The sequence below is a fragment of the Porphyromonas endodontalis ATCC 35406 genome (assembly GCF_000174815.1).
GTDB lineage: Bacteria > Bacteroidota > Bacteroidia > Bacteroidales > Porphyromonadaceae > Porphyromonas > Porphyromonas endodontalis.
In genome coordinates this window covers 38,705-64,628 of sequence record NZ_ACNN01000029.1, presented here as the reverse complement: position 1 = coordinate 64,628, position 25,924 = coordinate 38,705, and the positions used below count along the sequence as shown (strand labels likewise).

Sequence of the window (25,924 nt, the reverse complement as noted above, 5' to 3'; positions counted from 1 at the left end):
GTTTTACCAAAGCCGGAGTACATCTCCCTCTAGAGGCACGTAACTCTCTATATCTAAACCATTGATTTTGTAGAGATACTCTACGCGAATGCCGTAGAGTTGTGAGATGCTGTGCATAGACTCTCCTACGCTCACCACATGATCCGGAGTGCTATCTCCATGTTTGTTTTTGCGTTGTAGATATATCACATCTCCCTTTTTGAGGGGGAAGTCTACAGTGGCGTCGTTGAAAGTTGCCAGCTTCTCTTCATCAATGTTTACGTCGCGAGCTATTGTTGCAAAGGAGTCTCCCTCTTCTGCCAACACGTACTCAAGTCCGTAGCAATTGTACTGGGTTCGTTTTTGGGGGGCCTTGGGAGTCGTTTGCTTTTCTCGCTTCTTCTCCCGAGTGGAGGAGGGCGATGATGCTTTCCCTCTCATCCATGAGGGGGAGGCCTCTCGGTCGAGTTCGTACAAACTATAAAGCTCTACAAGAGCAATAAGTTTATTGGCATATCCTTTGTCCGTGGCGTATCCACACCTTTGCAATCCCTTGGCCCATCCTTGATAATCGTCCAGCGAAAGCTGAAACAAAGACTTGTAGCGAGGTTGTTGCAAGAAGTAGGAGTGATCGGTATAGGAGTCTAATGGAGAGTCGTAACTGCGGAAGCATTCTCCCATTTCATCGTCGTCTTTATAGGCTCTATTGCCTTGCCAAGATTTGTGGCACTTGATACCAAAGTGATTGTTGTGCACACTTGCTAGCGTGCTTGCTCCTGCGTTCGACTCGAGCAACCCCTGTGCGATTGTGATACTTGCGGGTATTTTGTGCCGCTTCATCTGGAGTATGGCTTCGTTGGCATACTTACGAATATAGGCTTGATAGGCGGCATTCATGCGCTGTCCATACAGGAGTGGTAAGGAAGTGAGGGAGAATAGTAGCACTATGACCCCGCGTAATAACTGGTTTGCTCGCATTGCCTGTTTCGTATCTTATCTCTACAAAGGTACAATTTTGCCGCGGATTTGCCATCGTCGGCTTCTGCGGCTACCTATCCGAGACAGAGGGGCTTTCTCTTAGAGAAGAGTAGAGGGGCTATGGGAAGAATGGCAGACTCCAAACAACAAGGAGGCTGAGGATGAGTACAATGAGCCAGAAGGAGCGTACCTTACGCTCGTGGGCTGGGAAGGCAAGAACCATGACCATAGAGGCCGGGATGAGGCTCAGGAGCGAAAGCCCAACGAGGTGCTGTGAATAAAAAATCCCCAGAGGAAGCATGAGTGCCGGGCGCATCTGTGCTGCCATAAGTTGGCGTACTCGCACTTTCTTTTCACCCAAGCGTATTACGCCAAATAATGTAGCGATAGCGTAGAGAGAGGTACTAACTGCTACGGCTATGAGTAGGGGAGGAGGTAACATATTGCCCTCTTGCCAGATGGGGCGAGGGGTGACTATCTCTTGTAGTGCCTGCTGTAGATGGGGAAGACGCTCGCTGTACAATACAATAGGGGTAGCAATAATAAAGATGCTAATAAGTCCCAAGAAAAAGCCGATACTGCTACGCAAAGAGAGGGCACGGAGGTCAATGGCTGTGAAAAGGATCAGGGGCAGTAGGGCTATAAATGGGGGGTAAAGTAATACTCCCAAGCCCATAAATACTCCGGCAGTCGTGAGGTCTAGAGGGTGATCGGGATGTCGGTAACTATTGTAGAGGTTGAAGACAATCCCGAGGTAGGGTAAGAGAGTGAGGAGAGCCGTGCTAGAGCTCCAAGCGGAGGGGTAGAGTAGAAAAAGAAGAGTTGCCAGCAAGGTACACCAGCGGCGGTCTACTTCGTTACAAAGGACAAAGCTATTTGTGAGAAATCGTACGAGTAGGCAGGCTAGGATGATGAGTACTCCTGCTCCTACAGAAAGAGCCCATCCGGGAACTTCTAGGGGAGTCTCCATCATCCAAAAGGAGAGCTGCGAGGGAGTAAAAAGGAGAGTGATAGCTACCACTGCCCCTAGGATTAGGAGAAAGGAGAGTGGCAAGGCTCCTCGCATTTTGCCGGGGGAGGGAGAGGTATTGTACTGCATCTAAAGGAGTAAGAGACGGCGATCCGAAGTATAAGCCTAGGGAGAGTGTACTGTATAGGGAAGGGGGGAGTATCTTACTAGAAGTATCCTAATATATATAGCAAAGTCCCTACCCCCATACTTTTATTAGAGAGGGGATAGGGAGCTTTGTATCTTACTTAGAGAAGATCTTGCCCAATATCGTGACGGTAATTCTTCCCTTCGAATAGCACCTGCTGGGCTATGGTGTAGCACCGTTTGAGGGCGGCTTCGGGGGTTGCTCCATAAGAGCTTACAGAGAGTACTCGCCCTCCATCGGTTACAATCTTGCCGTCTAGTTTACGCGTGCCGGCATGGAAGAGGCAAGTGTCGTGGGGAGGATCGGGGAGTGTGATCTCGTACCCCTTTTTGTAGCTTCCGGGGTAGCCTCGGGAGACGAGCATTACACTAGCGGCAGGGCGAGGGTCTTCGCTCAATGTGTATTCGTCGAGTGTGCCGTTTGCTATAGCCTTGAGGAGAAGAGCTACATCGCTAGAGATGCGGAGCATTACAGTCTCCGTCTCAGGGTCTCCTAGGCGACAATTGTACTCAATAACATAGGGATCGCCCTTTACATTCATTAGCCCGAGGAAGATAAATCCACGGTACTCTATATGTTCATCTCGCAGCCCTTGTAGGGTTGGTTCTATGATACGTTGGCGTACCTTTTCCATAAAAGCCTCGTCGGCAAAAGGTACGGGGCTAACAGACCCCATCCCACCCGTATTGGGTCCCATGTCGCCATCGCCAATACGTTTGTAGTCTTTAGCTGCGGGGAGTACCTTATAATTGAGCCCATCGGTTGCCACAAATATGGAGCATTCAATGCCTTGTAGGAACTCTTCAATGACTATTTTTTGTCCCTTACTCCCCCAAATGCCTTCGGCAAGGTCGTCGAAGCCTTTGGCAGCCTCCTCTAGTGTGGGAACAATAAGTACCCCCTTACCGGCTGCCAAACCATCGGCTTTGAGCACAAAGGGAGGATGCAGGGTTTGCAGATAGGCTACGGCTTCACTCTTTTCGTTGGCTGAAAAGGTGCGGTAACTTGCCGTTGGGATGCCGTAGCGTTGCATAAAGGCTTTGCTAAAGTCTTTGCTCCCCTCCAACTGTGCTCCTTGGGCATTGGGCCCTACGACCATGAGGTGAGGGAAGTCTTCTTTGCGCTCGGCAAAATAGTCGGCAATGCCCTGTACAAGGGGCTCTTCGGGGCCGGAAACCAAGAGGTTGACCCCATGACTTGCAATAAAGTCTGCGATTGCGTCAAAGTCTTTGCCCGAGAGTTCCGGTACATTGATGCCGTAGTTTTCGCTCCCTCCATTGCCTGGGGCAATGTAGAGTTGCTCTACCTCGGGAGAGGTGGCAATGCGCCAAGCCATGGCAGACTCGCGCCCCCCGGAGCCTAGGAGCAGTACGATGAGGCGTTCGCTAGCTCGTTTTTCTTGCATAATCGAATCTAATTGGAGGAGGTCTTTTTGCTCCTCATCTTGTGGGATATAATATATCTTGCTCATAGGTGATCTTGGAAGTATCTTGTTATTGTTTGGTTTAGATGTACGCGATCTTTACCCAGTACGTTGTGTTCGTGTCCCGGGTAATACATGCAATCGGGGTATGTACGCTGGTTAATACATGCTTGTACAAAGGCTTGTGCGTGCTGCCAAAGTACCACATTGTCTACGGTACCATGGATGAGAAGGAGGCGTCCCTTGAGGTCGCCGGCACGGAGTGTGAGGTTGTTTTGTTGGTACCCTTCGAGGTTTTCTTGCGGAGTATCGTTGTAGCGTTCGCCGTACATTACTTCGTAACGGCTCCAGTCCATTACAGGGCCTCCTGCTACACCTACTTTGAAAACGTCGCTATGGGTGAGCATCAGGTTAGTAGTCATAAAGCCTCCAAAGCTCCATCCGTAGACACCCATACGCTCGGTATCTACCCAAGGTTGCTTTTGTAGGAACTCCACTCCACGCATTTGGTCGTCCATTTCGGCCGTCCCTACTTGGCGGTGAATCACCTGCTCAAAGTCGCGCCCACGGCGAGCACTCCCTCTATTGTCGAGGGTGAAGACGACGTAGCCCTGCTGTGCCATATACACATCCCAGCCGCCGGCTCCGGCTAACCAGTCTTTGGTCACAAGTTGAGCGTGCGGACCGCCATAAACGTAAATGATGGTCGGGTACTTTTTGTTCGGGTCGAAGTTAATCGGTTTGAGGAGGCGATAGTGCAGTGTGGTTTTGCCATCGCGTGCCGTAAGAGTACCTAGCGTAATCTCGGGCATGATGGCATTTTTTGTGGGATCTTCCGCTTTGAGTAGTTGTTTTTCTTCCTTTCCCTTCGTGCTAACGATGCGGCTGATACGAGGTGTAGAGGGGGACGAATAGGTATCTATAAACGCTGTCTTAGAGGCGTTGAGGCTTGTGCGGTGTACTCCCTCTATGGGGGTTAGGTCTACAAAATTTTTGCCATTAATGCCGATGCTGTAGAGACGAGTCTCTAGAGGAGAAGCCGCTGTTGCCTCAAAAAAGATGGTCTTGCCGTCTTGAGAGAAGCCCTTGAATTCTGTCACCTCCCACTCTCCTCTTGTAATTTGTTGTAGAGAGTTTGCTTTACGGGTAGAGCCCAGATAGAAGTGATTGTAGCCATCTTTGCGAGAGAGCCAGAGGTAACGACCATCGTTGGTGGGGAGGAAAATCATGGGAGATTGCGGCTCAATGTATTTGGGGTCATCCTCCACAAACAGAGTGGCAAGCCTAGCTCCCGATTGGGCATCGTAGCGATTGACTTCGTTGTGGTTCTGTCCCCGATTCACTTCGGCAATGTAGAGCGAACGATTGTCGGGATCCCAAGCAATGTTGGTAAGGTAGTGCTCGGGGTCGCCTCCCGTCTGCATATAGACCGTTTGCCCCGTAGTGCGATCGAATACTCCCAGGGTAACGTGGTGTGAGGGCTCGCCAGCCATGGGGTAACGCACAGGCACCTCTTTTGCCTTGTGTGGGGTGATGTCTACCAAAGGATAGGGAGCTACCATGGATTGATCCATGCGGTAGAAGGCAACTTTGCTGCCATTGGGGCTCCAGAAGATCCCTTTCTCTATACCAAACTCACGCTGATGGACAGACTCCCCATAGACGATTGTATCCCCTTCGTTTTGGGCGATAACGAGGCGTTGTGTGCGCTTGTCTCTCCCTGCCTCCTCTAGTTGCTGCATGTAAAGAGTGCCATCGCTGCTTCTTGCGATAAGCCACTTGGCATCGGGCGATAGCTCTACAAGCTCATCGGCAGTATCCCCTTGGCTCTGGAGCGAAAGGCTGCGAAGAAGCTTTTTCTGAGAAAGGTCTATAATGTAAATGGCACGCCATGTTTGCACCGCAAGGAGAGATGGCTCTCCCTCAATGGGGTAGTAATGGGGTAGTTGCCCATGATACATGTGTAGGAGATCCTCTCCTGTGATTAGGTTTTGTATCTCACTAACAGTAAGTAATACCTTGGGGCTTTGCTCTTTGGCATTGCTTTCCATCAGTTTATCCCCCTCTAGATAGGTACAACGGTCTCCTATCCATTGCAAGCGAGGGATATATTTGGGGTAGTAGTTGCTGATGAACTTTTGCCCTCCCGGGGTTACCTCCTCCAGACTATAGAGCCCTTGGGCATCTTGTGCATAGCCGTAGATTGCACTCCCGGTAAGCAGGGTGGCGAGAAATAGGGTATGCAGAGTTCTGTTTCTCATATACTTGTATATTTCGTTTGGTTTCACTACTGATTACTATCGTCGAAGACTTGAATGCGAGATTTGCGTGAGGGGCGTTCTTCATCTCCACGCCTACCGAATCTGTCTTTGGGGCTATTTGAACCATGTTGCCCTTTCCCTCCAAATCGGGGGCGACGTGTCTTTTCTTCTGTCGCGGGAGAGGTGTTTTTGAATGTCTTTTCCCTCTCGGGGCATTTCTCCCTCGGGGTGCGCTCCTGCTTGCGTTCGCGGTAGGGACGAGAGGATGCATACGTGCGTGTTTTCCCCTCGGCTAGGTCGCGCTTAAAATCGTCGCGCTTGCCCTCGAATAGTTCGTAACTCCTCAGTTCACACTCGAGGTCACCATTGAGCAAATCGAGACGAGAGGAGTGACGCAGACCGATGGCATGGAATAGCTTGCTCTTGGGGGCTATAATCCAAACCTTAGAGCCGGTATATTTGTGTTTGAGTTCACTACCGATCATGCTATAGAGCGCCTCTAGATCGAATCGCGTGAGCCGCTCTCCGTAGGGTGGGTTGAGTACCATCAGTACGGGAGCTTCGGGGGCATTGCGGCGTTGCATGGCCATATGCTCTACGGTAATGTCGTGCCCTAATCCCATATGCTGCACGTTGGCATTCGTTACCGTATAGGCATCGTTGGCAATATCGCTAGCGTAGATGTGGTGCTCAAAAGGTGTCTCGAAGTTGGGGTCTTCTTGTACTTCTCGCCAAAGGTCGGCATCAAAGTCCGCCCACTCTTCGAAGGCGTATTTGGTGCGCCATGCGCCTGCTGCTACCCCTCGAGCAATCAGAGCTGCTTCAATGGCAAAGGTGCCCGATCCACACATCGGGTCTATAAGGTCGCATTGCCCCTGCCAACCGGCTTTGAGTAGGATGCCTGCGGCAAGTACTTCGCTGAGTGGAGCCGGGGTTTGTTTTACTTTGTATCCGCGCTTGTGGAGGCTATCCCCCGAGCTATCTAGAGAGAGGGTAACATGCCTTTGAGCAATGTGAATATTAAAACGAACGTCGGGAGTGTCCATGCGTACCGAAGGGCGTTTCCCATCGGGAGTATTGGCTACAAAGTAGTCTGCAATGGCATCTTTTACTCGATAGCTTACGTAGCGACTATTGCTGAATCTATCGGAGTAAACCACAGGGTCTATGAGGAATGTTTGGTCGCATCGGATGTATTGAGCCCACTCAAATTGGCGGAGGGTCTCGTAGAGATCTTCGATGCTTTCACAGTTGAATTCGTAGATGGGCTTGAGGATGCGTAGAGCCGTGCGCAAACGGTAGTTGGTAAGGTATAGCATACGCTTATCTCCTCTAAAACGCACCATACGACGCCCTACCTCTATGTCATAGGCTCCGAGGGCTTCTAGTTCATCGGCTAGCACGTCCTCCAATCCGTACAGGGTCTTTGCCACGTAGGAGGAGAGGTGATGTTGGGTAGCATGTGCATCCCTTTGTTGCTTGGGGGTGGATGTTGTTTTGTTTCCCATATAATCGCTTGATCTCTCTTTCCTACAAAAGTACGCAAATCCCCTATACCTGCATAGTCCCTGCCTATTATGGAAAAAGTCTCGGCTGGAAAGTGAGTGGGTTACTGCCTAGAAAATTTTTTTATTTCACCCAGAAAGGGAGTGCACTTCTGCCTGAGATTTTTTTTATTCCTGGGCAGCAATCCGGAGCGAAACTACGTGGCAAATAAAAGCCTTAGTTTTATATCTATAATATGTTGTCTTTCCTAAATATAGAAATTGGAAATGAATCGAAGAGATCTTGTTGCTCTGCATTCATTTCTTCATAGGATATGTTTGCCATGGTTTTATTGTCGAGCAACAAATGAATTGCTGTTTTCATATCAGCTCCAAGATTAGGTAGTAAGAGGATATTGCATAACTCTTGTGCTTCATCTTTAGTTAAAGATCTCTTTCTTTTGATAATCTGATATTTATTGACGATGTGAAGAGGTTTGTTTGTGATGAGACTTTTTTCAATGATCCAGCTATTAAGGGAAAGGATTGCATTATACATCTTGTCGTCTTTTTTTGGGATTGAATCGTAAGCTTTTAAAGCCATCAGCATATCATCATTTGCTCTTTTAGGAAGAGATGGGTTATGGCTTACTGCTTCTTCGTATGATAAAAGAATTTTTGAATAGTCAACATTAGAGAAATACTTAAAGTCTGGATGATTAAAGACAACTGTAAACATAGAAGTCTTTAGCCTTTCTTCATCTCCTTCCTTATAAGCCCAATACATTTTGTCGGCGGCACCAAAGAAATCACTAATGGTGTATGTTCCATCCTTGTTCTTTTCAGTTAGAAGAAGAATTTTGTATTTGTCTATATCCATGCAAGCGACCGTGTTAAGGTCCTGCTGATTGCTTATGGGCTTAGAATCTAAAATAGCATCAATCAGTATTGTGAGATTACCTATGTCTACCTCTGAAAATCTGCCAATTTCAATGTCTTCTGTTATATTCAGCCTATTAAACAATTCTCTTGCCTTTATCCAATAATCAAGTTCTGTCGAAACTAGATTTATTTGTGATTTTGTAGTGTTTTTGAGCTCGAATAGATTTTGTCCAAAGTTCACCTTACCAGATATAAACATGTCCTGAATAAAGCGTAGTTCATAAATTTTTGATGATAACATTCTTGCTTTAGAGCTTATTTTAGTTGCAGCTTGCTGCGCTTTACCATCAATATGGTGATAATGAATGTTCACAACATTATCAATACAAAGCGTGCGTTCATCTCCAGAACTGAACAAAGTATACTCTTTATAGTATGTCTTCCCATTTGCGACTACATCCTCCTTTATATGAGGTCCAACTGCAATTTTATAGCGCTGATCTCCTATTGGATAATACGCTTTAGCACCTCCTCCCTCCATAACAGCATATAGATACACTGGTTCCTCCGAAAAAACACAATTGCCATTCTCTTTCTGTATAAATGAACTACTAAAGCTAATTTTACATCCGTTTTTAATAGCTTCATCAAGAGTCATAATTGGAGCGTCTACAAATGAAGTCTGCTTCTTACAATCATCATCGAAAGCAATCATTTCCATTTTCATTTCAGCCACATCTTTGTCATACTTACATAATGGAATCGAGATGGTAGCTTGATCTTTTGCTTTCTCGATGATTTTTTTAAGTTTGATAGGGGTTAGTTTTGCATAGTATAAGAGCTTTTCTTCTTTCAAGATAAAAACTACGCAATAGAGAACCCCTCCATTTTTCAAGTAACTCTTTAGATTATATACTTTGACAGGATAAGATGGATTTTTTGGTAATGATCTGCATGTCTTTCCCTTTACTTGAATGGAAATCTTCCTTCTTGACTTATCATCAGATTCTATATGGATGCAACCATCCCACGCAGGTTCCTTATCCCCAGATGGAATAAATGATTGTATGCGGCTACTTCTACTGAAAACGTCTTTAACCTTTCCAACAGCCCATGTTTCTATCTGATGACTTGTTACTTTCATTTATGACTAACTTTATAACTCTTTTGACTTCTTCTTCTTCTTCTTGTAAGACAACCTTTTTGAGGTAACTTTTCTAATCTCATTTGGGGGTGTCTGACATTTTCAGAGTCTTCCAAGAGAAGGGGGGGCTCTTCTATTTTAAGATTTAAGGGACAAAATTGGAGACTGGCTTTGTGTGTAGCAGAGAGGGGCTGGTGCCCCGATGTGAGGGAAGGGAGGACGAGAGGATTAACGCACAGATGTAGAGCGCTCTTTTGGGTTGCTCTCTTGGGTGCTATTGCCCGATTGGAGCAGGGTTTCGTAAGCATCCCGAGCGAAGTCCTTTAGCGAGGGTCTCCGACAATCTACCGTGATGTGAAAACAAGCCTGCTTCCGCTCATATTTGACGAGGCAACGCCCTGCCGCACGATACTGATGAAGTAGGGAGGCGAGGGCTCGCTTTAGCTCTTCTGTTTTGTCTTCTGATGCTTCGTCTTGCTCCGAACTCCCCTGTGGTAACATAATGCTGGAGCCCTCTTTGAGTGCTTCTGTCTGCTTCGTGATGGGGTCGAAACGCTTCCAACTAATATCAATAGTGGTGCCGTAGCAGTGCGAACTCTCCTTGGCTGCATTCACATTTTTGCCGCTAAGTTCGTCGCGCTGTGCCAAGGTGCGAGTTACACTTGTAATGATAAATTTGTAGGGGGGCAGGTGGTGCGCCTTGAGCGTCTCGGCAAAGTCGGCTCCGAGGTCGTCGAGTAGGTCTTTAGCTTCGGGCACAAGGTAGGGGATGGAGTGCTCAAGCGAGTCTACCTTGTAGTGGTCGCATGTGAAAATTTCCACCATGGCATCCAGTGCCTTCGCACGAGAGGCAGAGTCTGCGATAGGTACAATGCCAAAGCGTTGAGCCGCCTCTATATGCACGGGATTCTCGTCGTTAAATGTCTTGCCATAGTCGAGTTTGAAGGATGCCGCATAGTCTATACTCGTTGTATTTATATGGCTCTTTTCGGGAGTAATCTTATTGCGATTGTTCCCTTGGGAGACTCCAATAAATACCCCAACAAGGAGAATACCACACCAAGCAAACGAGCGATAAATCCACTCTTTATAGGGGGAGAGTGGAGCAAAAAGTTTCCTAAAGAATGCTTTTACTGAGGATAGGAAAGGAAGGTTAATCTTTTGGGTGAAGGCAAAGAGGGGGGCTATTTTCTTACCAACCCACCTCATTGCCTTGAGGAAAGCTCCCTCTAGTACGAGGTAATAATGCCACAATAGACTACCTGCCTTCTTAAGGGCAACACCCCACCTGAGGAGTGTTGCACGCATCTTTTCGGATCGACTTCCCGTTGCAGAGCCCTCTCTTACTTCGTTGCGTTCCATTGAGTTGGGATAGTATCCATCCTCGGACGTCTTTTGCGAATGGGGCTTACGAAGTTTTTTCAGTGTAAGGCTAAACCATTCGGATACGAGGGAAAAAAGATCTTCTAACTTACGGACGATACGAGAGATAAAGGGAGGTAGCATCGGCATAGGAGTCATAATCTGAGATAAATGTATAGGGAGGGGTAGTGTAGATTAGATACCAAGCTGCTCAAAGAGTTGGACTATACGTTTATTGGCGCGTTGCTCTGCCATAGGCAGCTCTTCGGGCGAGGCTACCGTCTCACGAATGCCTACATAGTATTTGATCTTCGGCTCTGTACCCGAGGGTCGAATAGAGAGTTTGGAGCCATCTTCGGCTATGTATTGCAATACGTTGCTGGTGGCAGGCATTACAAGGGGGGTAACTTTGCCGGTGGCAACTTCGCGCCGCTCGAGAAGGGAATAGTCCAGTACTTCTACTACGGGGCTACCTGCTATATTGCTAAGGGGATGCTCGCGATAATTCACCATCATAGCTAGGATCTCTTCGGCGCCTGTCTTGCCTTTGCGAATGATGTAGTGACCTTTGTCTGCAAAGTAGCCGTAGGTTGTATATACTTTGGCTAGGAGATCGTCGATGCTTAGCCCCTTGTCGAGAGCCCAAGCCGTCATTTCTGCAAAAATAGCGCAAGCCGAGACGGAGCTTTTGTCGCGGATGAAGTCTTCCCAGAGGTAGCCGTAGCTCTCTTCGCCTCCACCTATGTAGCGAGCCTTACCTTCGTTTTCTCGTATTACGTTGGCAATCCATTTGAACCCCGTATAGCAGTCGTAGAGCTTTACCCCCTCTTGCTGTGCGATAAACTTGATAAGGTCGGTAGTAACGATGGTCTTGATAACGTAATCGTCACTTCGGAGGTCGCCAAGTTCTTTGCGGCGGATGATGGAGTAGTAGGTCAGCAGCATGCAAATCTGATTGCCGTTGATGAGATGCATCTCTCCATTCTTCCCTCTAACGGCTACGCCGATGCGGTCTCCGTCGGGGTCTGAGGCGAGTACAAGATCGGCTTTGGTGGCTTCGGCTCGTGCCATGGCCAAGGTAAGCGCTGCAGGCTCCTCGGGGTTGGGAGATTCTACCGTGGGGAAGTCTCCGCTAATTACGTCCTGCTCCTCTACGTGTATGATATTGTCGAACCCAAAAGCTTCCAAGGCACGTGGTACCATGTAGCGCCCTGTACCATGGATAGGGGTGTACACAATGGGCATATCGTGGTGGCGTGCAATAGACTCGGGCGAGAGCGACAAGCCCTTTACAGCTGTGATGAAATCACGATCCACCTCTTCGCCAATGGGAATGATAAGTTCGGGGCGGGCGGTCTCTTTTACCTCGGCCATAGAGCGAATACGTGCCACCTCTTCAATGGTATTCACATCGTGAGGAGCAATCATTTGCGCGCCGTCGCTCCAGTAGGCTTTGTAGCCATTATAGATCTTGGGGTTATGCGAAGCCGTTATCATTACGCCGCTTTGGCAACCCAAGTGGCGGATGGCAAAAGAGATTTCCGGAGTAGGTCTGAGAGATTCGAATAGGTATACTTTGATGTTATTTGCCGAGAAGACGGCTGCCGTTATCTCTGAGAAGTAACGACTATTATTGCGACAATCGTAACCAATGACCACGGAGAGCTGATCGAGATCTGCAAAAGCCTTGTGGAGGTAGTTGGCAAGCCCCTGCGTTGCCATAGCCACGGTATAGCGGTTCATGCGGTTGGTACCGGCTCCCATAATGCCGCGTAGCCCCCCGGTACCAAACTCAAGATCTTTGTAAAAAGCATCAATGAGGGCGGCGGGGTCTGCCTCTTCGAGCATTGCTTTTACTTCTTTGCGCGTTGCTTCGTCATATTCGGGAGAGAGCCACTTTTGGGCTTTTTCTGTCACCTTTGAGATTAATTCCTTATTGTCCATAGCTGTCTGATTTACTAACTATTGAGTCTTACTTTTCCACAAAGATAGTCAATGTAAATGGTGTTTCAGGGCAAAAAAGAAGAAACCTAAGTCCTCTTGTGGGAGGGGTCTTAGGTTTCTCTATTGTAACATCAACTCAAAAAAGAGCCGAAAGCCGGACTCGAACCGGCGACCTACTCATTACGAATGAGTTGCTCTACCAACTGAGCTATTTCGGCAACAGAGCGTGAGCACACACTCTCTTCCTGCGTGACGGAGGAAAACAATGCCCCCTCCGAACAACGCGGTGCAAAGGTAGTAATTAAATCTTATTCGTCAAGCAAAGTACGGAAGAACTCGTCTAAATCTTCGTCTAGATGCTCCAGAAGAGGGGTGTCTAGTAGCGTCTGATCGTCGTGTACAAAGAGGAGCTCTTCGTCACTATCCTCCTTATTGTTAGCCAAGTAGACAATCGAGAGAGGCTCCCCAAAAGAGTCGTCAAAGAGATTCTCGTCGTAGAGTTGCTCTACAATACTTCGGAGTATTTTTTTTAGTTCTCGAGTATTACTCTCAATGCCTAGAGCCTCCTTTTCTCCACCTTGGGCATAGTCGAATAGTATCTCTTCTGCCAAGATATTATCGTCTTCGTCACTGATCGTAAAACGCCCCTCTGTGTAGTCTATGGCTACAAAGAGGTCGTAGTAGATCTTGTTTCGCTTGTGGCAAGTAGCCAAGGCTTGGCGGAAGGTCTTCTCCAAGATGAGAGCCGTTTTCTCTAGGGTCATAATCTCTTTTCTTGTCTAAAGTACTTATGATAAACGATCTTATTACTCAAGATCTTTTAGTTGCTTCTCAAGAGTTGCAATACGAGCGAGGGCATCGGCCTCTTTCTTGCGTTCTAGATCCACTACTGCTTGTGGGGCTCCGGAGACAAATCGTTCGTTAGAGAGTTTTTTGCGTACGCCCATCAAGAAGCCCTGTTGATGCTTGAGGTCTGCCTCGAGTTTCTCTCTTAGAGCTCCCTTGTCTATATAGCTATCAATAGGGATTGCATACGACACGGTACCTACGATGAAGGTGGCAGAAGAGCCGCCCTCTGTGGAGGAGGCGAGAGGGGTACAGGTAGCGCCTGCGAGTTTGGTGATGAGGCAATCTGCCATAGCCGGGTGCCCCTTGCCACATTGCAGGGTGAGAGACTCGGCACGCGCTATGTTGTGCGTTGTACGGACGTTGCGCACTTGGGTGATAACCTCGCGAGCCGCAGCAACCGTGGACAGAAGCTCTTTGTTTGGTTCTTCTAGCTTGGGCATGCGGGTGTACATAATGGTTTCCCCAGCCTTACGAGGAGCCATATCTTGCCAAAGCTCCTCAGTGATAAAGGGCATAAAGGGGTGCAATGTTTGCAGGAGCACCTCTAGATAATGGTGTGTAGCTGCAAGAGTTTGAGCGTCCATCGGAGCCCCAAAAGGAGGTTTGATAGCCTCTAGGTAGAAGGCCGAGAAGTCGTCTCGGTAGAGCTTGTAAGCCACCGTCATAGCTTCGCTGATGCGGTACTTGCTCATAAGGTCGTCAATCTCGAGCAGTGCTTCTGCCAAGCGGTGGCGGAACCACTCCACGGCCAAGAGGTTGGCCTCACCGGGCTTTGCCGAGGCATCGGCCTGCCAGTTGGAGATAAGTCTGTAGCTATTCCAAATCTTATTGCAGAAGTTGCGTCCCTGCTCTAGAAGGCTTTCGTCGTAAAGGAGGTCGTTACCGGCTGAGGTTGCCATCATCATACCTACGCGTACGCCGTCTGCACCATACTTCTCAATGAGGTTGAGCGGATCGGGCGAATTACCCAAGGACTTGGACATCTTACGCCCTTGAGCATCACGCACAATACCCGTAAGATACACATCGCGGAAGGGGCGTTGGCCACGATAGCGATAGCCTGCAATGATCATTCTTGCCACCCAGAAGAAAAGAATATCCGGGGCCGTAACAAGGACTTCTATGGGGTAGTAGTAGTTGAGTTCTTTATTGTCTTTGTCGTCTATATCTCCAAAGACTGTGATAGGCCAGAGCCAAGAAGAGAACCAGGTATCTAGGCAATCTTCTTCCTCGCGCAGATCTGCCAACGTAAGTGAGGGGCAGCCTGTTTCTTTTTTTGCTTTCTCTAGAGCTTCTTCGGGAGTAGGAGCCACGACAAATCCACCTTGAGGGAGGTAGTAGGCAGGGATGCGGTGCCCCCACCAAAGCTGGCGGCTAATGCACCAGTCTTTTACATTCTCCATCCAATGGCGGTATGTGTTCTTAAATTTGGCAGGGATGAGCCGTACCTCGTCTTTTTCTACCGCCTCGAGAGCCGGTCCGGCAAGCTCTTCCATTTTTAGGAACCACTGCATTGAGAGCTTGGGCTCGATGGGCACTTGTGTACGTTCGCTACATCCTACCTTATTGGTGTAGTCTTCTTCTTTAATTAGTAGCCCTGCTGTTTGTAGGTCTTGGGCTATCTTGCGACGGACATCGAAGCGATCCATCCCGGCATAAGCTCCCCCTTTTTCGTTGAGGGTGCCGTTGTCGTTGAATATATCGATGGTCTCTAGATTGTGCTTTTGTCCTAGATTGTAGTCGTTAATGTCGTGAGCCGGGGTTACTTTGAGGCAGCCCGTACCAAACTCGCGATCCACATATTCATCGGCAATAATAGGTATGGCACGCCCCACAATGGGGATAATAGCGTGCTTGCCAATGTACTGTTGATAGCGAGGATCCTCAGGGTATACGCATACGGCAGTATCGCCCATTATGGTTTCGGGGCGTGTGGTGGCGATGGTCAAGAAGTCATCACTTCCCTCAATATTGTAACGCAGATAGTAGAGCTTGCTGTGCTCTTCTCGGTAGATAACCTCTTCGTCCGAAAGGGCTGTTTGCGCCTTAGGGTCCCAATTGACGATACGTACCCCACGATAGATAAGTCCACTCTCGTAGAGGTCGCAGAATACCTTTATAACGGAGCGCGAGCGGTCTTCGTCTAGCGTGAAAGCGGTGCGATCCCAATCGCAAGAGGCTCCTAGTCTTTTGAGCTGCTCAAGTATAATGCCTCCATGCTCGTGCGTCCAGTCCCAAGCATGTTTGAGGAAGGTCTCCCGCGTTAGGGTGCGTTTGTCGATTCCTTGCTCGGCAAGACGCGCTACTACTTTGGCCTCGGTTGCAATAGAGGCGTGGTCTGTACCCGGTACCCAACATGCGTTGTACCCTAGCAGACGAGCACGGCGTACAAGCACGTCTTGTATGGTATTGTTGAGCATGTGTCCCATGTGGAGTACCCCCGTAACATTGGGGGGTGGGATTACCACGGTATAGGGTTCTCGCTCATCGGGAGTGGAGGCAAAATGCTTCTGCTCCAGCCAATATTGATACCATTTACTCTCTATCTCGGAGGGGTTATATACAGTCTCGTTATTCATTTTACTATGTCGTCAGAGTCGGAAAAAGAGGCAAAACAGCTGCCTATTTGACTGCAAAGGTAGGAAAAACCCCTATCTTTGTGACCTATTCCTCCTTATGTTATAGGGCAAGTTTTGATTAGAAGATTATGAAGATAACGATACCTAAGCATACCAATCTCCGTACACAGTCGTTGTTTGTATTGCTGGCAGTTGCATTTGTTGTGCTGCTATTCTCGCCACGCGACCACAAGTTTATGTACAATTTTGAACGTGGACAGGTGTGGCAATACGAGCTCCTTATTGCTCCGTATGATATTACCATCCTAAAACCTCAAGAGCAGTTGCAAGCGGAGCGAGATAGTGTTGCACGGAATATCCTTCCCTATTGCCGGATGGATAAGTCCGTGGCAAAGGAGAAGATTTTGCTTTGGAGTCATGATTACGCCAGTCGCTGGAAAAAAGAGCTCTCGCCCGATATTGAGGTGTTTGTGCGTAATTATCTGGAGGAGACCTACGACCATGGGATTATCGATGATGCCCTATATCAAAGGCTTCTCCAATCCAAAGAGGGAGAGGACGAGGAGATGCCCATAAATGAAGTCAACCTATTGTACGACCAAAATGAGAGTCGTAAGCATCCAACCACACTCTTTCTTACGGTAAAAGAAGCCTACCAGCAAGCTATCGACCGCTGTGTAGAGGCAGGATACAACCCCGATATTCTGAGAAGAATCAATCTGGAGAATTATCTGAGAGCCAACGTTTCTGAAGATGTGGCAACTCGTAATAGCGTCATTCGTGAGGAGCAGAAAAAGATCTCCAACTCTACGGGCATTGTGGTAGCAGGCAGACGCATCATAGACAAGGGGGATATTGTAGACGATGCTACCTATAATGTGCTGGCGAGCTATAAGAAGATGTACGAAGAGAGGTCGGGCAACGATCGTACCTACATAGGGCGTGTAGGGGGGCTGTTGCTCATTGTGATTGTATTGCTCCTTGGGCTTTGGCTCTACTGGCTTATCTTCCGCCCCTCGATCTTCCGGCAGCTTAAAAATACGGTATTTATTGCCGCCAGTATTTTCTTCTTTGTCCTGCTTACGGAGCTAACGGTCACGCTATTCCAGTTCGATGTATACATCATTCCCTATCTGATACTACCCCTATTGGTGCGTATATTCTTCGACTCGCGTACGGCCTATTTCTCCCATACCATTACAATTTTGCTGTCGGCACTTTTTGTTGCCCTGCCTCTTGAGTTTATTCTTCTTGAGATGGTAGCAGGTATGGTTGCTATCTTCAGTTTGAATAACTTGACCTCTCGCTCTCAGCTTATACGTACCACATTCCTTGCCTTCTTGAGCTACTCCATACTCTCTGTTGCTCTCTCTCTCATGCGCAATGGAGCTCTAGAAAATGTCGATGCCTTGCACACGTTGAGCTTTGGTATCAATATGATTTTCTTGATGTTTACCTATGTATTGGTGTATCCCATGGAGAAGCTCTTTGGGTATATCAGTAATATCAGTTTGGTAGAGTTGAGTGATATAAACCGACCCCTATTGCGGCAGCTATCGGAGAATGCTCCAGGGACTTTCCAGCACTCTATGCAGGTTTCTATCTTGGCAACGGATGCCGCGCAGAGTATCAATGCCGATGTACAACTCACTCGCACAGGGGCTCTCTACCACGATATTGGTAAGATGCTTAATGCTCCCTTCTTCACAGAAAATAATCAAGGAGGGCGCAATCCTCACGAAGATCTATCCTACAAAGAAAGTGCTGCCATTATTATAAAGCATGTAACAGAGGGCGTGGCTCTTGCTCAAAAGTACAAACTGCCCCCTCAGGTAATTGATTTTATTCGTACTCACCACGGCAGAGGGTATACCAAATATTTCTATACGATGTACTGCAATGAGCATCCCGGAGAAATTGTTGATCGTGCTCCCTTTTCTTACCCCGGCCCCAATCCCTTTAGTCGGGAGACCGGGATCTTGATGCTTGCCGATGCTGTGGAGGCGAGTAGCCGTAGCCTCAAAGAGTACACGGTGGAGTCTATCACCGCTTTGGTAGAGCGTATTGTAGATGGTATTGTGGCAGAAAAACTTCTTGACAATACCCCTCTTACGTTCCGTGAGATTACTACCATTAAAGAGACTTTTGTGAGTAAACTGCTCACGATGAATCACTCAAGAATCGCGTATCCGAAGCTCAATCGGGAGGAAGCCACAGCCTCTACTTCCAATGAAGAAAAGAGGGACGAGAAATGATAAATCGGGATACTCCTATCTTTTTGGTCGGCTATATGGGTTCGGGCAAGAGCACCATAGGACGGAGGCTCGCAGACCGAATGGAAAGGGAATTTATTGATACGGATATTTTTATCGAACGGCGATTTCACGAGAGTGTAGCCAATATGTTCACTTCGGTAGGCGAAGAGGCCTTTCGAAGACGCGAAGCGGTGGTAATAGAAGAGCTATCCGGATTTCCAAACGCCGTGATTGCAACGGGGGGCGGTCTGCCCTGTCATCATGGGAATATGGAGCTCATGAATCAGTGTGGAGTTACGGTTTTCTTACAAGTCTCTTTGGATAATTTGGCCAAACGTATTGAGCTATGTAAGAGAACGCGCCCCACTGTACGCCATCTCTCGGGAGAGGCTCTCGAGGAGCATATACGGCAAGCAATGGAGGTGAGGCTCCCCATTTATCGGCAAGCACAATACACAATTCCCTGCGACGAAATTTGTACACCTAAAGATGAAGATCGGGTGGCAGAGCAGATTGCTCTTCTCCTAACTCGGTAGTCTCCATGGTATAAATAAAAAGGGTAGATGGCGCTCCTTTGCGGAGAGTCATCTACCCTTTGTCCTCAAACGAATGAGGGGAGGAGATTTATCGAACGAGTAGGGTTGTCATTAGAGTTTTCCCATTACTTGTCGCGCAGCGTACGATATATTCACCGGCCATTAGCTGGTTGGTCGGGATTTGGAAGCTCTGAACTCCATCAACTTTGTACGAAGCGATATGCTTGCCATCCATGGCTTCTATTGAGATTTGCTCCATAGGCAGGATGGTACGTAGGGTTGTTTCGGTGGTTGCAGGGTTGGGATAGAGCATAATCTCCTGGGGTATAACTTCAATCCCCCCTTCGTTAGAGTTTTTGAGAATAAAGTGTACGGGCACTTTTATTGTACCAAAAATCTTCTGTCCGAAGTCTGATAATCCAAATTGATCCGATACTACGGTGAGGATACGCAATAGTCCATCTTTCCCCGCAAGGAAACTGAACTCTCTCCCCAACGAGAACATAGGAACAAAATATTTCTTCTCTCCCTTTCCGATTTTCCCGGAGAGGGCGTTTGTAGAAACTGCTAGCACTTCCACATTCCCTTCCTGATCGTTGTATCCGGTTGTTAGAAGAGCTCTAATAGCCGCTTTCGACCCCGTTGGATCGTAGAGAGAGCCTTCGTTGCGTATTTCGAACTTGCAGGGGCGTACGTTGTTGTCGGTACATACAATTTGTATAGGCCCCTCGGTGACTAGTTCGCAGACCAAGGTGGCATCTGTATAGGAGCCGGGAAGTTTTACGATGCAATCCTTGGCAATGCGGCGAGCTGCGGAGCGAGCCATGCGTTTGTTATAGAAACCGAAGTCAGTACCGGGCTCATCGGGATTGAGACGGGGTATGCGGAGATACAAATTTGCTTTGCTGTCTTTGGGGAGAATGGGGCGGAATCCGGAAAAAGTAATCTCAGCATCCCCTTCTGCAGGTACTGTTATCATCTGTACTCCGGCGGAGTAGCGATAGTCGGGGGTACCCTCTTCTCTGTTAAAAGTCTGGCCGTCTACACAGAAGAGCTGTGCGGGAAGGTACATCTCGCGTTTGCTTGAGTTGTGTACTGTAAAGGAGACTTCGCTCTTTTCGTAGCTGTAGAGTTTGTCCGCCTTTACAGTCTTGGGGTCTACCGAGAGCCAATCAATGGGGACATCGTACTCTATCTTACTTACTTTATGGTCTGCGATGGTGATAAATGCAATGGAGGGCTCATCGTAGAGGAAGTGTAGGGGTTTGTAGTCTTTCCCCTCGAGTGCATACTCTAGCTTTAGAGTGTAGGTGCCATCGGCGAGATCCTTGACTTCGAAGGTATCTCTACTTATATAGGGAATATACACAGATAGATTCCCAACATCAGGTTGCCCCTCTTTTACTCGCGTTTCTTTACCATCATATATTGCAAAGCGTAGGGTGCAATGCATCAGTGTTTGGGCACTTTGCATGTAAATCCCGGCCATAGTTATTTTTTCTCCTCCGGAGTTGGGGAGAATTTTAGCGCGAAGGGATACGGAGGGCGTACTGAGAGGAGCTTTTTCTCCGCATTCTCCATCTCGGCAAGGAGCAGCTCCTACCACGATGGATTGAGCATAATCGTAGAATCCCATACCGGCACCTGTCCCTAATGAACTAGGTTGCAATGCCGTGAGTCGGTAGTAGGCATTGGCCTTTCCTCCCCAACCCCAGTTGAAGTGGAATAGCCCTTTATCATCGTAACCATCACAAACAAAGCAGTGACCACCTTCCCCTTGACCGAAGAAGATGACCGGGCGCTCATTGTCGAGTTCTGTGCGGATTGTTCCTTCCCATTTTTCTTGGTTTACTTGTCCGCGATAGAGTAGATGTGTCTCTCCACTATATTTGAAAAAATCTCGGAGTGCACGCACTATATAGGTGTCTAATGCACCACTGCCGCGAGAGGAGTAGGTCATATCTACAGCATGTCCGGCATCACGCATCAAAAGACCATACGCTTTTGCCACCATCTCTTTGTTCTCTATCGTATTGGGGTCGTAGGTCCCGGGCATGTTTGCCCAGTCGTAGTGAGTGTTAAATGTTACAGAGCGAGTGATGTGAGGAGTGTACATAGAGTCTATGTAAGAGTGGCTACCGGTACCTACGTCGGGCCATTTGTGGAACCGCAGTACTTGAGCTAGAGCGGTAGCTACACATCCTGTAACACACTTTCGGCTTGTAAAGGGATCGACGGGGCACTCGCTATTGAATGGATACCCTTGGTCCCATCGGATTTGTTCCTTTTCGAGGAGGGGGGCTACTTGCTTTTGAGGGAGTTCCCTAGTGCTCTTTGGGCTAGTGGAGTAAAACATATCAGTTCGATAGAAGGTCTCTATCTCCTTGTCAATCCCCTTGAGCCAGTAGAGAGCTTCGCGAGGAGCAGACTCCACAGAGAAGTGCCCTTCGTACGAGTAGGCAAGTATTTGTTCCAGACGATCATCTCCGGCAACAATCACAAAGCCGTCATTTTCTCCTCTGTTGTATATATAGTAGTAGGTAGGAGCAATCACCTCAGATGCACGGAGGTGTGTTTGCTTCGCTTGAGTATTTTGAGGGCGATGGATATAAGAAAGTGTGAGCGAGGGCTCCGAAGATCGTAGTGAGCTACCGCGGAAGAACTGTTGAGCAATACGTAACGAAACCTCCGGAGAGATAGGAGTTGCCCACACACTGCCCAGGCACAGAAGAGAGCCTAGAGCCAGCAAAAGAAATCTTTTAAGCATCTTGTAAGGAAATGATTTAGTTGTTTGTTGTATTGTTTTATATGAGACCATTATCTCTTATTCTCTGCAAAGTTAGAAAGAACTAGCCTTAAAACACTGTGTGAATGAAAGAAAAAACTTTTATCTATACCGAAAAATGACCATTGATAGCTTAAAAATACCTACAGGTTGGTATTGTAGAAGGGAGATTAGTGTAGCTATCTTTGCACTCAGTTCTCGCGATAACTACACAAACGAATAGAATGAATCCATTACAATATGAATGCCAACAAATTATTTTTATCGCTGCTCTTAGGTGCTAGTAGTATCGTAGGGGCATGGGCGCAGCATGCCGTGAAGCGTGAGTATTTCTGCGATCCTGCAAAGTATCAGTATCGCTTGAAGTCTTACAAGCATTATGGTCAGCTCTTTACCTACAATTATGACGAAAAGGGATATGTAAAATCTCTTGAAGTTACCAATGACAACGGCTCTCTAGAGTCTCGAACTCTTTTCTACTACAACGAAAAGGGCTACTTCGTTAGACTCGATGATTATGGTCGTCCTAGGATGGCTACAGGTGAGTTTGATATTGTAAGTAGGCGGAACGAGTACAAGCGTAATGAGCAAGGACAGGTTGTCACTTTCTCTGTATATCAGCTACTAGGTGAGGATAAAGATGATGAGACTCTTTCTAAAACAGTAGAAGGTAAGTTTACCTACAATGAAAAGGGTCTAGAGAGTGAGGCTATCTTTACTGCAGGAGTAGAGGGAACTGCCAATTGGGCACCTTTCCGTAAGTGTAAGGTTGTGTATGATGCGCAGGATCGTATCATAAAGCTGGATCAAGTTGCCTATCCCGAAGAAGGGGAGAAGTTGATGGACGAAGTGCTTGAGTACAACGAACGTGGACAAATCACAAAACTTGGGTACAATTCTTACACCGGAAATAAAAATGGGGAACTTCTTTTCAAATATGACAACGAAGGGAATTTGCTAGAAAGTGGCGACCCGGACTTCCCCGTTACCTATACTTACGAGAACAAGAGTTTGGTATGTGATAAGGTATTCTTCCCAGTCCCTCCCATGGCTAGAAGTCTCTACTACGAGTTGCGTAATAACCTTATTTTCTCTCTCGGATTCCCTCTCTTTTACACCCTTCCCACTACAGCTCCTAGCAAAGAAGTCATGAAGATGGCCGGAGATGATGGCGAAGATGAGGACGAAAACGAAGGAATGTTTGTCTACGAATCCGTCCCGATGAGTAACGTCTTGATACCTGCAGTAGGGAACAATCTTAAACCCACTGTTGCCGGAGGACGTCTCTCTGTAGAACTTCCCAGCGAACTTGTAGGCGAGCCCTATTTCCTCTGCAATGCAGAAGGCGCCCTACTACAGCGTGGCGTTATCTCCTCTGAGCTCCTCACTCTTGAGGTAAGCGATCTATCTCATGGAACCTACCTCCTAAAGGCAGGGAACCAAAACGCAAAAGTCCTCCTTTAAGGATCTAAAAGAGAACTCAACACAATAATAATCGCAAAACAAAACTACAGAAGTATGAAAACTAGATTTTTCTTGGCACTTATAGCTACTAGCTTGGTTTTGGGGGTTGCATCATGCCGCCCGAACCAAACTCCTAAACCCGGTCCTACCCCAACTCCTAATCCTCCCGCACAAGAAGAGGTAAAGGGATTGAAAGGTTATGTTGATGCCTCTAAGTATGAGAAGTGGGTATACTATTCGCTTAAGGACAATAAAGAGGTAGAAGTGAGTGACTACAAGAATAGTGACGCTTGGGATATCGCTTTTCATCGCTTTGACATCCGTCTCAATTGTGGCGAAAGTGGTAAGGGTAAAGGTGCTGCCGTCTTCTCTGGTGTAACGGAGATGGAAAAGGCAACCAAAGTGCCTACAGAAGGATGGGTTACTGATGCCATAGGTACTATAACCATTAAGTTTAGCATGGGAGGTGGCTCTCACGATAGTAATCACGAGCAAACAGGTTACAATCATCTGATTACAGGAAAGAAGACCGAGCGAGGAGATATGTCTGGAGGTTGGCTTGATTACGACCTTGGCAACATGCCTCCCCGCGTTCGTTTGTCGGGCAAAGTTTTCTTTGTAAAGTGTGCCGATGGCAAGATCGCTCGCATTCAGTTTACCGATTGTAAAGACAAAACGGGACGCAAGAATGGTTTTATCTCTTTCACTTACGACTATAATGTGAGTGTGAAGTAACAACCATTCTCCCTTCTCTTTAACTATTTGTATAATAAGACTATGAATTATTGTACCCTAAAGCAGGCTGTAAAAGGCCTGCTTTTTGCGTGTTTATTCTCAAGTTTTAGCCCTATAGCCCTTGCACAACAGACCTATAAAAAAAAGGGAACAGGGCAGGAGAAGCACCAAACTCACGCAAGCCAACTTGATAGTATTGCTAAAGAGAATACCCTAGACAACGTAGTTTGCACGGGTAGTCGCACTGTTCGGCTCATGAAGAATGAGCCCATCCCTGTACGCCTTATCAAGGCAAAAGAAATAGAAATGCTTGCGCCACAAAACTTTCGGGATCTATTACAGTATGTACTTCCTGGGGTAGAGTTTACAAAGCATGGGTCACAAGATCGTATCAATATGCAGGGATTCAACTCCAGTTCCTTGCTATTCCTCATTGATGGGGAGCTAATTTCAGCAGGTACGGGGAGTGACATCGATTTCAATCGTATCAATCCGGATGATATAGAGCGCATAGAGGTCTTGCGAGGGGCATCGTCTGCACTCTATGGATCCAATGCTATTGGAGGTGTAATCAATATTATAACCCGACAAGCCAAAGTGCCTTTGCGTGTGGGGGTGTCGAGTACGATAGATAGTAGGCGAGACCTCAAAGAGAACCTTTCTATTGGGCTTAAACAAGGAATCTTCACAAGCCAAACCGGGGTACAATTCACAAAAGACAACGGCTATACGGTACGTGATGAGCAGAGTAAACGAGAGGTCGAAATCACGGGCAATAGAGCCTGGAATATCTCCGAAAAGCTCACTATAACACCATCCGAGAGACTACAATTCTCCCTTACAGGGCGTGCCAACCTGCGTCGTCAGCTTTGGGAAAAACATATCAATTACCTCTATCACTCCTACGATGGTATAGCAGGTGTTCGCTGGCAGATCAGCGAAAAGCAGGGGCTTGACCTCTCGTACCACTACAACAATTATTCTAGAGACTCTATTTTCCCTCTAGCCCCAACGGAGCCCAAAGCACCCGTATTTCGTCAGCAGATGCACCATGCTCGTGCACAATACAACTACGATATTGATAAGATACAGCACATCAATCTTGGGGGGGAGTACCTATTTGACGAGGTCGCTTCGGATCGCCTCCGTACGCTAAACAACGGGAAACCTAAGCATATACAGAGCGGGGTAATCTATGGTCAGGGTATCTTCTCGGTCCTTGATAACGTTACTTTGAGCTATGGTGGTCGGCTCGACCTCCATTCCGGTTTTGGAGCGCATTATACTTCTCGTATCTCTGCCATGTACAAACCCACCGAAGAATTGGCTCTCCGCTTAACCGATGCGCAGGGGTATCGTGCACCCTCCATGCAAGAGCTTTATATGTTTTTTGATCACTTGGGCATGTTTATGATCTATGGGAATGAGGCGCTGAAGCCCGAGGAGAGCCATATGGTTTCATTCTCTACTGAGTATAAAGCCAAAGAGACAAGTCTAATGTTCAATGCTTTTTTCAATAAAGTAGACAATCGCATACAGACTGTAGCGAGGGTACGGGATGGGAAAAGCGAACAATTCTATGACAACATTAAGGGTACGAGTCGCATCTTTGGTCTTGAGCTCCAGGGGCAGCAAGCCCTACCCTGGGGGTTTAGTGTGCGTGGCTCTTACTCCTATACGCATGACTGGCATAAGGTAAAAGACAAAGCGGGTAATGAGGGACTGCGTACGGCCACCCACCCACACTCTGCCTTGCTAGCACTAGACTATGGGAAATACTTCAGTAATAACTATTCTCTTAACGCCTTCTTTATGATGCGTTGGATGTCTGGTTTTACCTCGTCGGAGTATGACGACAAATCATTGCTTACACCGCAACGTACGCCCGGTTATGCCACAGCTCGTATTGGTATAGAGCAACGATTCTTCAGAAATTTCCATCTCAATTTGGGTATCGACAACCTCTTCAACTATCGTGTTAAGGTTATCAATACCAATGTTTTGCCCACGCCTGGGAGAGTCTACTCGGCGACCCTTCGTCTCCAATTCTGATGTAGCTCCCTTGGTTTAGCCATCTAGATGGCATCCTCAAAACGCCCTACTTCCC

16 protein-coding genes and 1 tRNA gene are annotated in these 25,924 nt (G+C 47.5%); 5 read left to right on the top strand and 12 right to left on the bottom strand.

What is annotated here, in order from left to right; translation table 11 throughout:
* Positions 1–3 precede the first annotated feature (3 nt).
* The 11 genes from POREN0001_RS07250 to POREN0001_RS07200 all read right to left on the bottom strand — a co-directional run bounded on the left by POREN0001_RS07250 (position 4) and on the right by POREN0001_RS07200 (position 16,042).
* Positions 4–957 (bottom strand): glucosaminidase domain-containing protein, encoded by a 954-nt coding sequence (locus POREN0001_RS07250; RefSeq protein WP_040581266.1) that lies wholly within the window; start codon positions 955–957, stop codon positions 4–6.
* 118 nt (positions 958–1,075) lie between these two features.
* Positions 1,076–2,056 carry a DUF6427 family protein gene (locus tag POREN0001_RS07245; protein ID WP_004334563.1) on the bottom strand — a complete coding sequence of 327 codons (981 nt, stop codon included), beginning with the start codon at positions 2,054–2,056 and terminating at the stop codon, positions 1,076–1,078.
* A 158-nt stretch (positions 2,057–2,214) separates the two neighbouring features.
* On the bottom strand, positions 2,215–3,519 hold the full coding sequence (gene purD, locus POREN0001_RS07240) for a phosphoribosylamine--glycine ligase (RefSeq protein ID WP_224208874.1): 1,305 nt from the start codon (positions 3,517–3,519) through the stop codon (positions 2,215–2,217).
* A 62-nt stretch (positions 3,520–3,581) separates the two neighbouring features.
* A complete protein-coding gene (locus tag POREN0001_RS07235) occupies positions 3,582–5,798 on the bottom strand; it encodes a S9 family peptidase (RefSeq protein WP_004334479.1) in 2,217 nt (738 codons plus the stop codon).
* A gap of 26 nt (positions 5,799–5,824) precedes the next feature.
* Positions 5,825–7,306, bottom strand: a complete 1,482-nt coding sequence (locus POREN0001_RS07230; protein WP_004334460.1) for a THUMP domain-containing class I SAM-dependent RNA methyltransferase — start codon at positions 7,304–7,306, stop codon at positions 5,825–5,827.
* Positions 7,307–7,532: 226 nt separating this feature from the next.
* Positions 7,533–9,308 carry a DUF4365 domain-containing protein gene (locus tag POREN0001_RS07225; RefSeq protein WP_004334494.1) on the bottom strand — a complete coding sequence of 592 codons (1,776 nt, stop codon included), beginning with the start codon at positions 9,306–9,308 and terminating at the stop codon, positions 7,533–7,535.
* Positions 9,309–9,536: 228 nt separating this feature from the next.
* Positions 9,537–10,829 (bottom strand): DUF5715 family protein, encoded by a 1,293-nt coding sequence (locus tag POREN0001_RS09100; protein WP_004334532.1) that lies wholly within the window; start codon positions 10,827–10,829, stop codon positions 9,537–9,539.
* Between the two features lie 36 nt (positions 10,830–10,865).
* Positions 10,866–12,614 (bottom strand): phospho-sugar mutase, encoded by a 1,749-nt coding sequence (locus POREN0001_RS07215; RefSeq protein WP_004334471.1) that lies wholly within the window; start codon positions 12,612–12,614, stop codon positions 10,866–10,868.
* Positions 12,615–12,759: 145 nt separating this feature from the next.
* A tRNA-Thr gene (locus POREN0001_RS07210) sits at positions 12,760–12,832 on the bottom strand.
* 90 nt (positions 12,833–12,922) lie between these two features.
* A complete protein-coding gene (locus tag POREN0001_RS09095) occupies positions 12,923–13,378 on the bottom strand; it encodes a hypothetical protein (RefSeq protein WP_004334447.1) in 456 nt (151 codons plus the stop codon).
* 42 nt (positions 13,379–13,420) lie between these two features.
* Entirely contained in the window at positions 13,421–16,042 is a 2,622-nt protein-coding gene (locus POREN0001_RS07200; RefSeq protein ID WP_004334443.1) for a valine--tRNA ligase, read from the bottom strand.
* 128 nt (positions 16,043–16,170) lie between these two features.
* On the opposite strand from POREN0001_RS07200, the gene POREN0001_RS07195 reads away from it, so the two are divergent.
* Both POREN0001_RS07195 and POREN0001_RS07190 read left to right on the top strand, forming a co-directional pair.
* Positions 16,171–18,297 (top strand): HD family phosphohydrolase, encoded by a 2,127-nt coding sequence (locus tag POREN0001_RS07195; RefSeq protein ID WP_004334555.1) that lies wholly within the window; start codon positions 16,171–16,173, stop codon positions 18,295–18,297.
* Positions 18,294–18,833: a shikimate kinase gene (locus POREN0001_RS07190; RefSeq protein WP_004334516.1), complete on the top strand. Its 540-nt coding sequence runs from the start codon at positions 18,294–18,296 to the stop codon at positions 18,831–18,833. Before POREN0001_RS07195 ends, POREN0001_RS07190 begins: the two co-directional genes overlap by 4 nt.
* 88 nt (positions 18,834–18,921) lie before the next feature.
* On the opposite strand, the gene POREN0001_RS07185 is transcribed toward POREN0001_RS07190, so the two are convergent.
* A complete protein-coding gene (locus tag POREN0001_RS07185) occupies positions 18,922–21,600 on the bottom strand; it encodes a thiol protease/hemagglutinin PrtT (RefSeq protein WP_004334484.1) in 2,679 nt (892 codons plus the stop codon).
* Between the two features lie 258 nt (positions 21,601–21,858).
* On the opposite strand from POREN0001_RS07185, the gene POREN0001_RS07180 reads away from it, so the two are divergent.
* Genes POREN0001_RS07180 through POREN0001_RS07170 form a run of 3 tightly spaced genes read left to right on the top strand, consistent with a single transcriptional unit; the run spans position 21,859 to position 25,869 of the window.
* Complete coding sequence (locus POREN0001_RS07180; RefSeq protein WP_004334432.1) at positions 21,859–23,082, top strand: hypothetical protein; 1,224 nt, start codon at positions 21,859–21,861, stop codon at positions 23,080–23,082.
* Between the two features lie 54 nt (positions 23,083–23,136).
* Positions 23,137–23,817 (top strand): HmuY family protein, encoded by a 681-nt coding sequence (locus tag POREN0001_RS07175; RefSeq protein ID WP_040581261.1) that lies wholly within the window; start codon positions 23,137–23,139, stop codon positions 23,815–23,817.
* A 42-nt stretch (positions 23,818–23,859) separates the two neighbouring features.
* Positions 23,860–25,869: a TonB-dependent receptor plug domain-containing protein gene (locus POREN0001_RS07170; RefSeq protein ID WP_004334615.1), complete on the top strand. Its 2,010-nt coding sequence runs from the start codon at positions 23,860–23,862 to the stop codon at positions 25,867–25,869.
* The last annotated feature ends 55 nt before the right edge of the window (positions 25,870–25,924 follow it).

Excerpts from the sequence above, each read along its gene's own strand:
- POREN0001_RS07250 (WP_040581266.1), bottom strand. The coding sequence starts at position 957 with ATGCGAGCAAACCAGTTATTACGCGGGGTCATAGTGCTACTATTCTCC.
- POREN0001_RS07245 (WP_004334563.1), bottom strand. The coding sequence starts at position 2,056 with ATGCAGTACAATACCTCTCCCTCCCCCGGCAAAATGCGAGGAGCCTTG.
- purD (WP_224208874.1), bottom strand. The coding sequence starts at position 3,519 with ATGCAAGAAAAACGAGCTAGCGAACGCCTCATCGTACTGCTCCTAGGC.
- POREN0001_RS07235 (WP_004334479.1), bottom strand. The coding sequence starts at position 5,798 with ATGAGAAACAGAACTCTGCATACCCTATTTCTCGCCACCCTGCTTACC.
- POREN0001_RS07230 (WP_004334460.1), bottom strand. The coding sequence starts at position 7,306 with ATGGGAAACAAAACAACATCCACCCCCAAGCAACAAAGGGATGCACAT.
- POREN0001_RS07225 (WP_004334494.1), bottom strand. The coding sequence starts at position 9,308 with ATGAAAGTAACAAGTCATCAGATAGAAACATGGGCTGTTGGAAAGGTT.
- POREN0001_RS09100 (WP_004334532.1), bottom strand. The coding sequence starts at position 10,829 with ATGACTCCTATGCCGATGCTACCTCCCTTTATCTCTCGTATCGTCCGT.
- POREN0001_RS07215 (WP_004334471.1), bottom strand. The coding sequence starts at position 12,614 with ATGGACAATAAGGAATTAATCTCAAAGGTGACAGAAAAAGCCCAAAAG.
- POREN0001_RS09095 (WP_004334447.1), bottom strand. The coding sequence starts at position 13,378 with ATGACCCTAGAGAAAACGGCTCTCATCTTGGAGAAGACCTTCCGCCAA.
- POREN0001_RS07200 (WP_004334443.1), bottom strand. The coding sequence starts at position 16,042 with ATGAATAACGAGACTGTATATAACCCCTCCGAGATAGAGAGTAAATGG.
- POREN0001_RS07195 (WP_004334555.1), top strand. The coding sequence starts at position 16,171 with ATGAAGATAACGATACCTAAGCATACCAATCTCCGTACACAGTCGTTG.
- POREN0001_RS07190 (WP_004334516.1), top strand. The coding sequence starts at position 18,294 with ATGATAAATCGGGATACTCCTATCTTTTTGGTCGGCTATATGGGTTCG.
- POREN0001_RS07185 (WP_004334484.1), bottom strand. The coding sequence starts at position 21,600 with ATGCTTAAAAGATTTCTTTTGCTGGCTCTAGGCTCTCTTCTGTGCCTG.
- POREN0001_RS07180 (WP_004334432.1), top strand. The coding sequence starts at position 21,859 with ATGAATGCCAACAAATTATTTTTATCGCTGCTCTTAGGTGCTAGTAGT.
- POREN0001_RS07175 (WP_040581261.1), top strand. The coding sequence starts at position 23,137 with ATGAAAACTAGATTTTTCTTGGCACTTATAGCTACTAGCTTGGTTTTG.
- POREN0001_RS07170 (WP_004334615.1), top strand. The coding sequence starts at position 23,860 with ATGAATTATTGTACCCTAAAGCAGGCTGTAAAAGGCCTGCTTTTTGCG.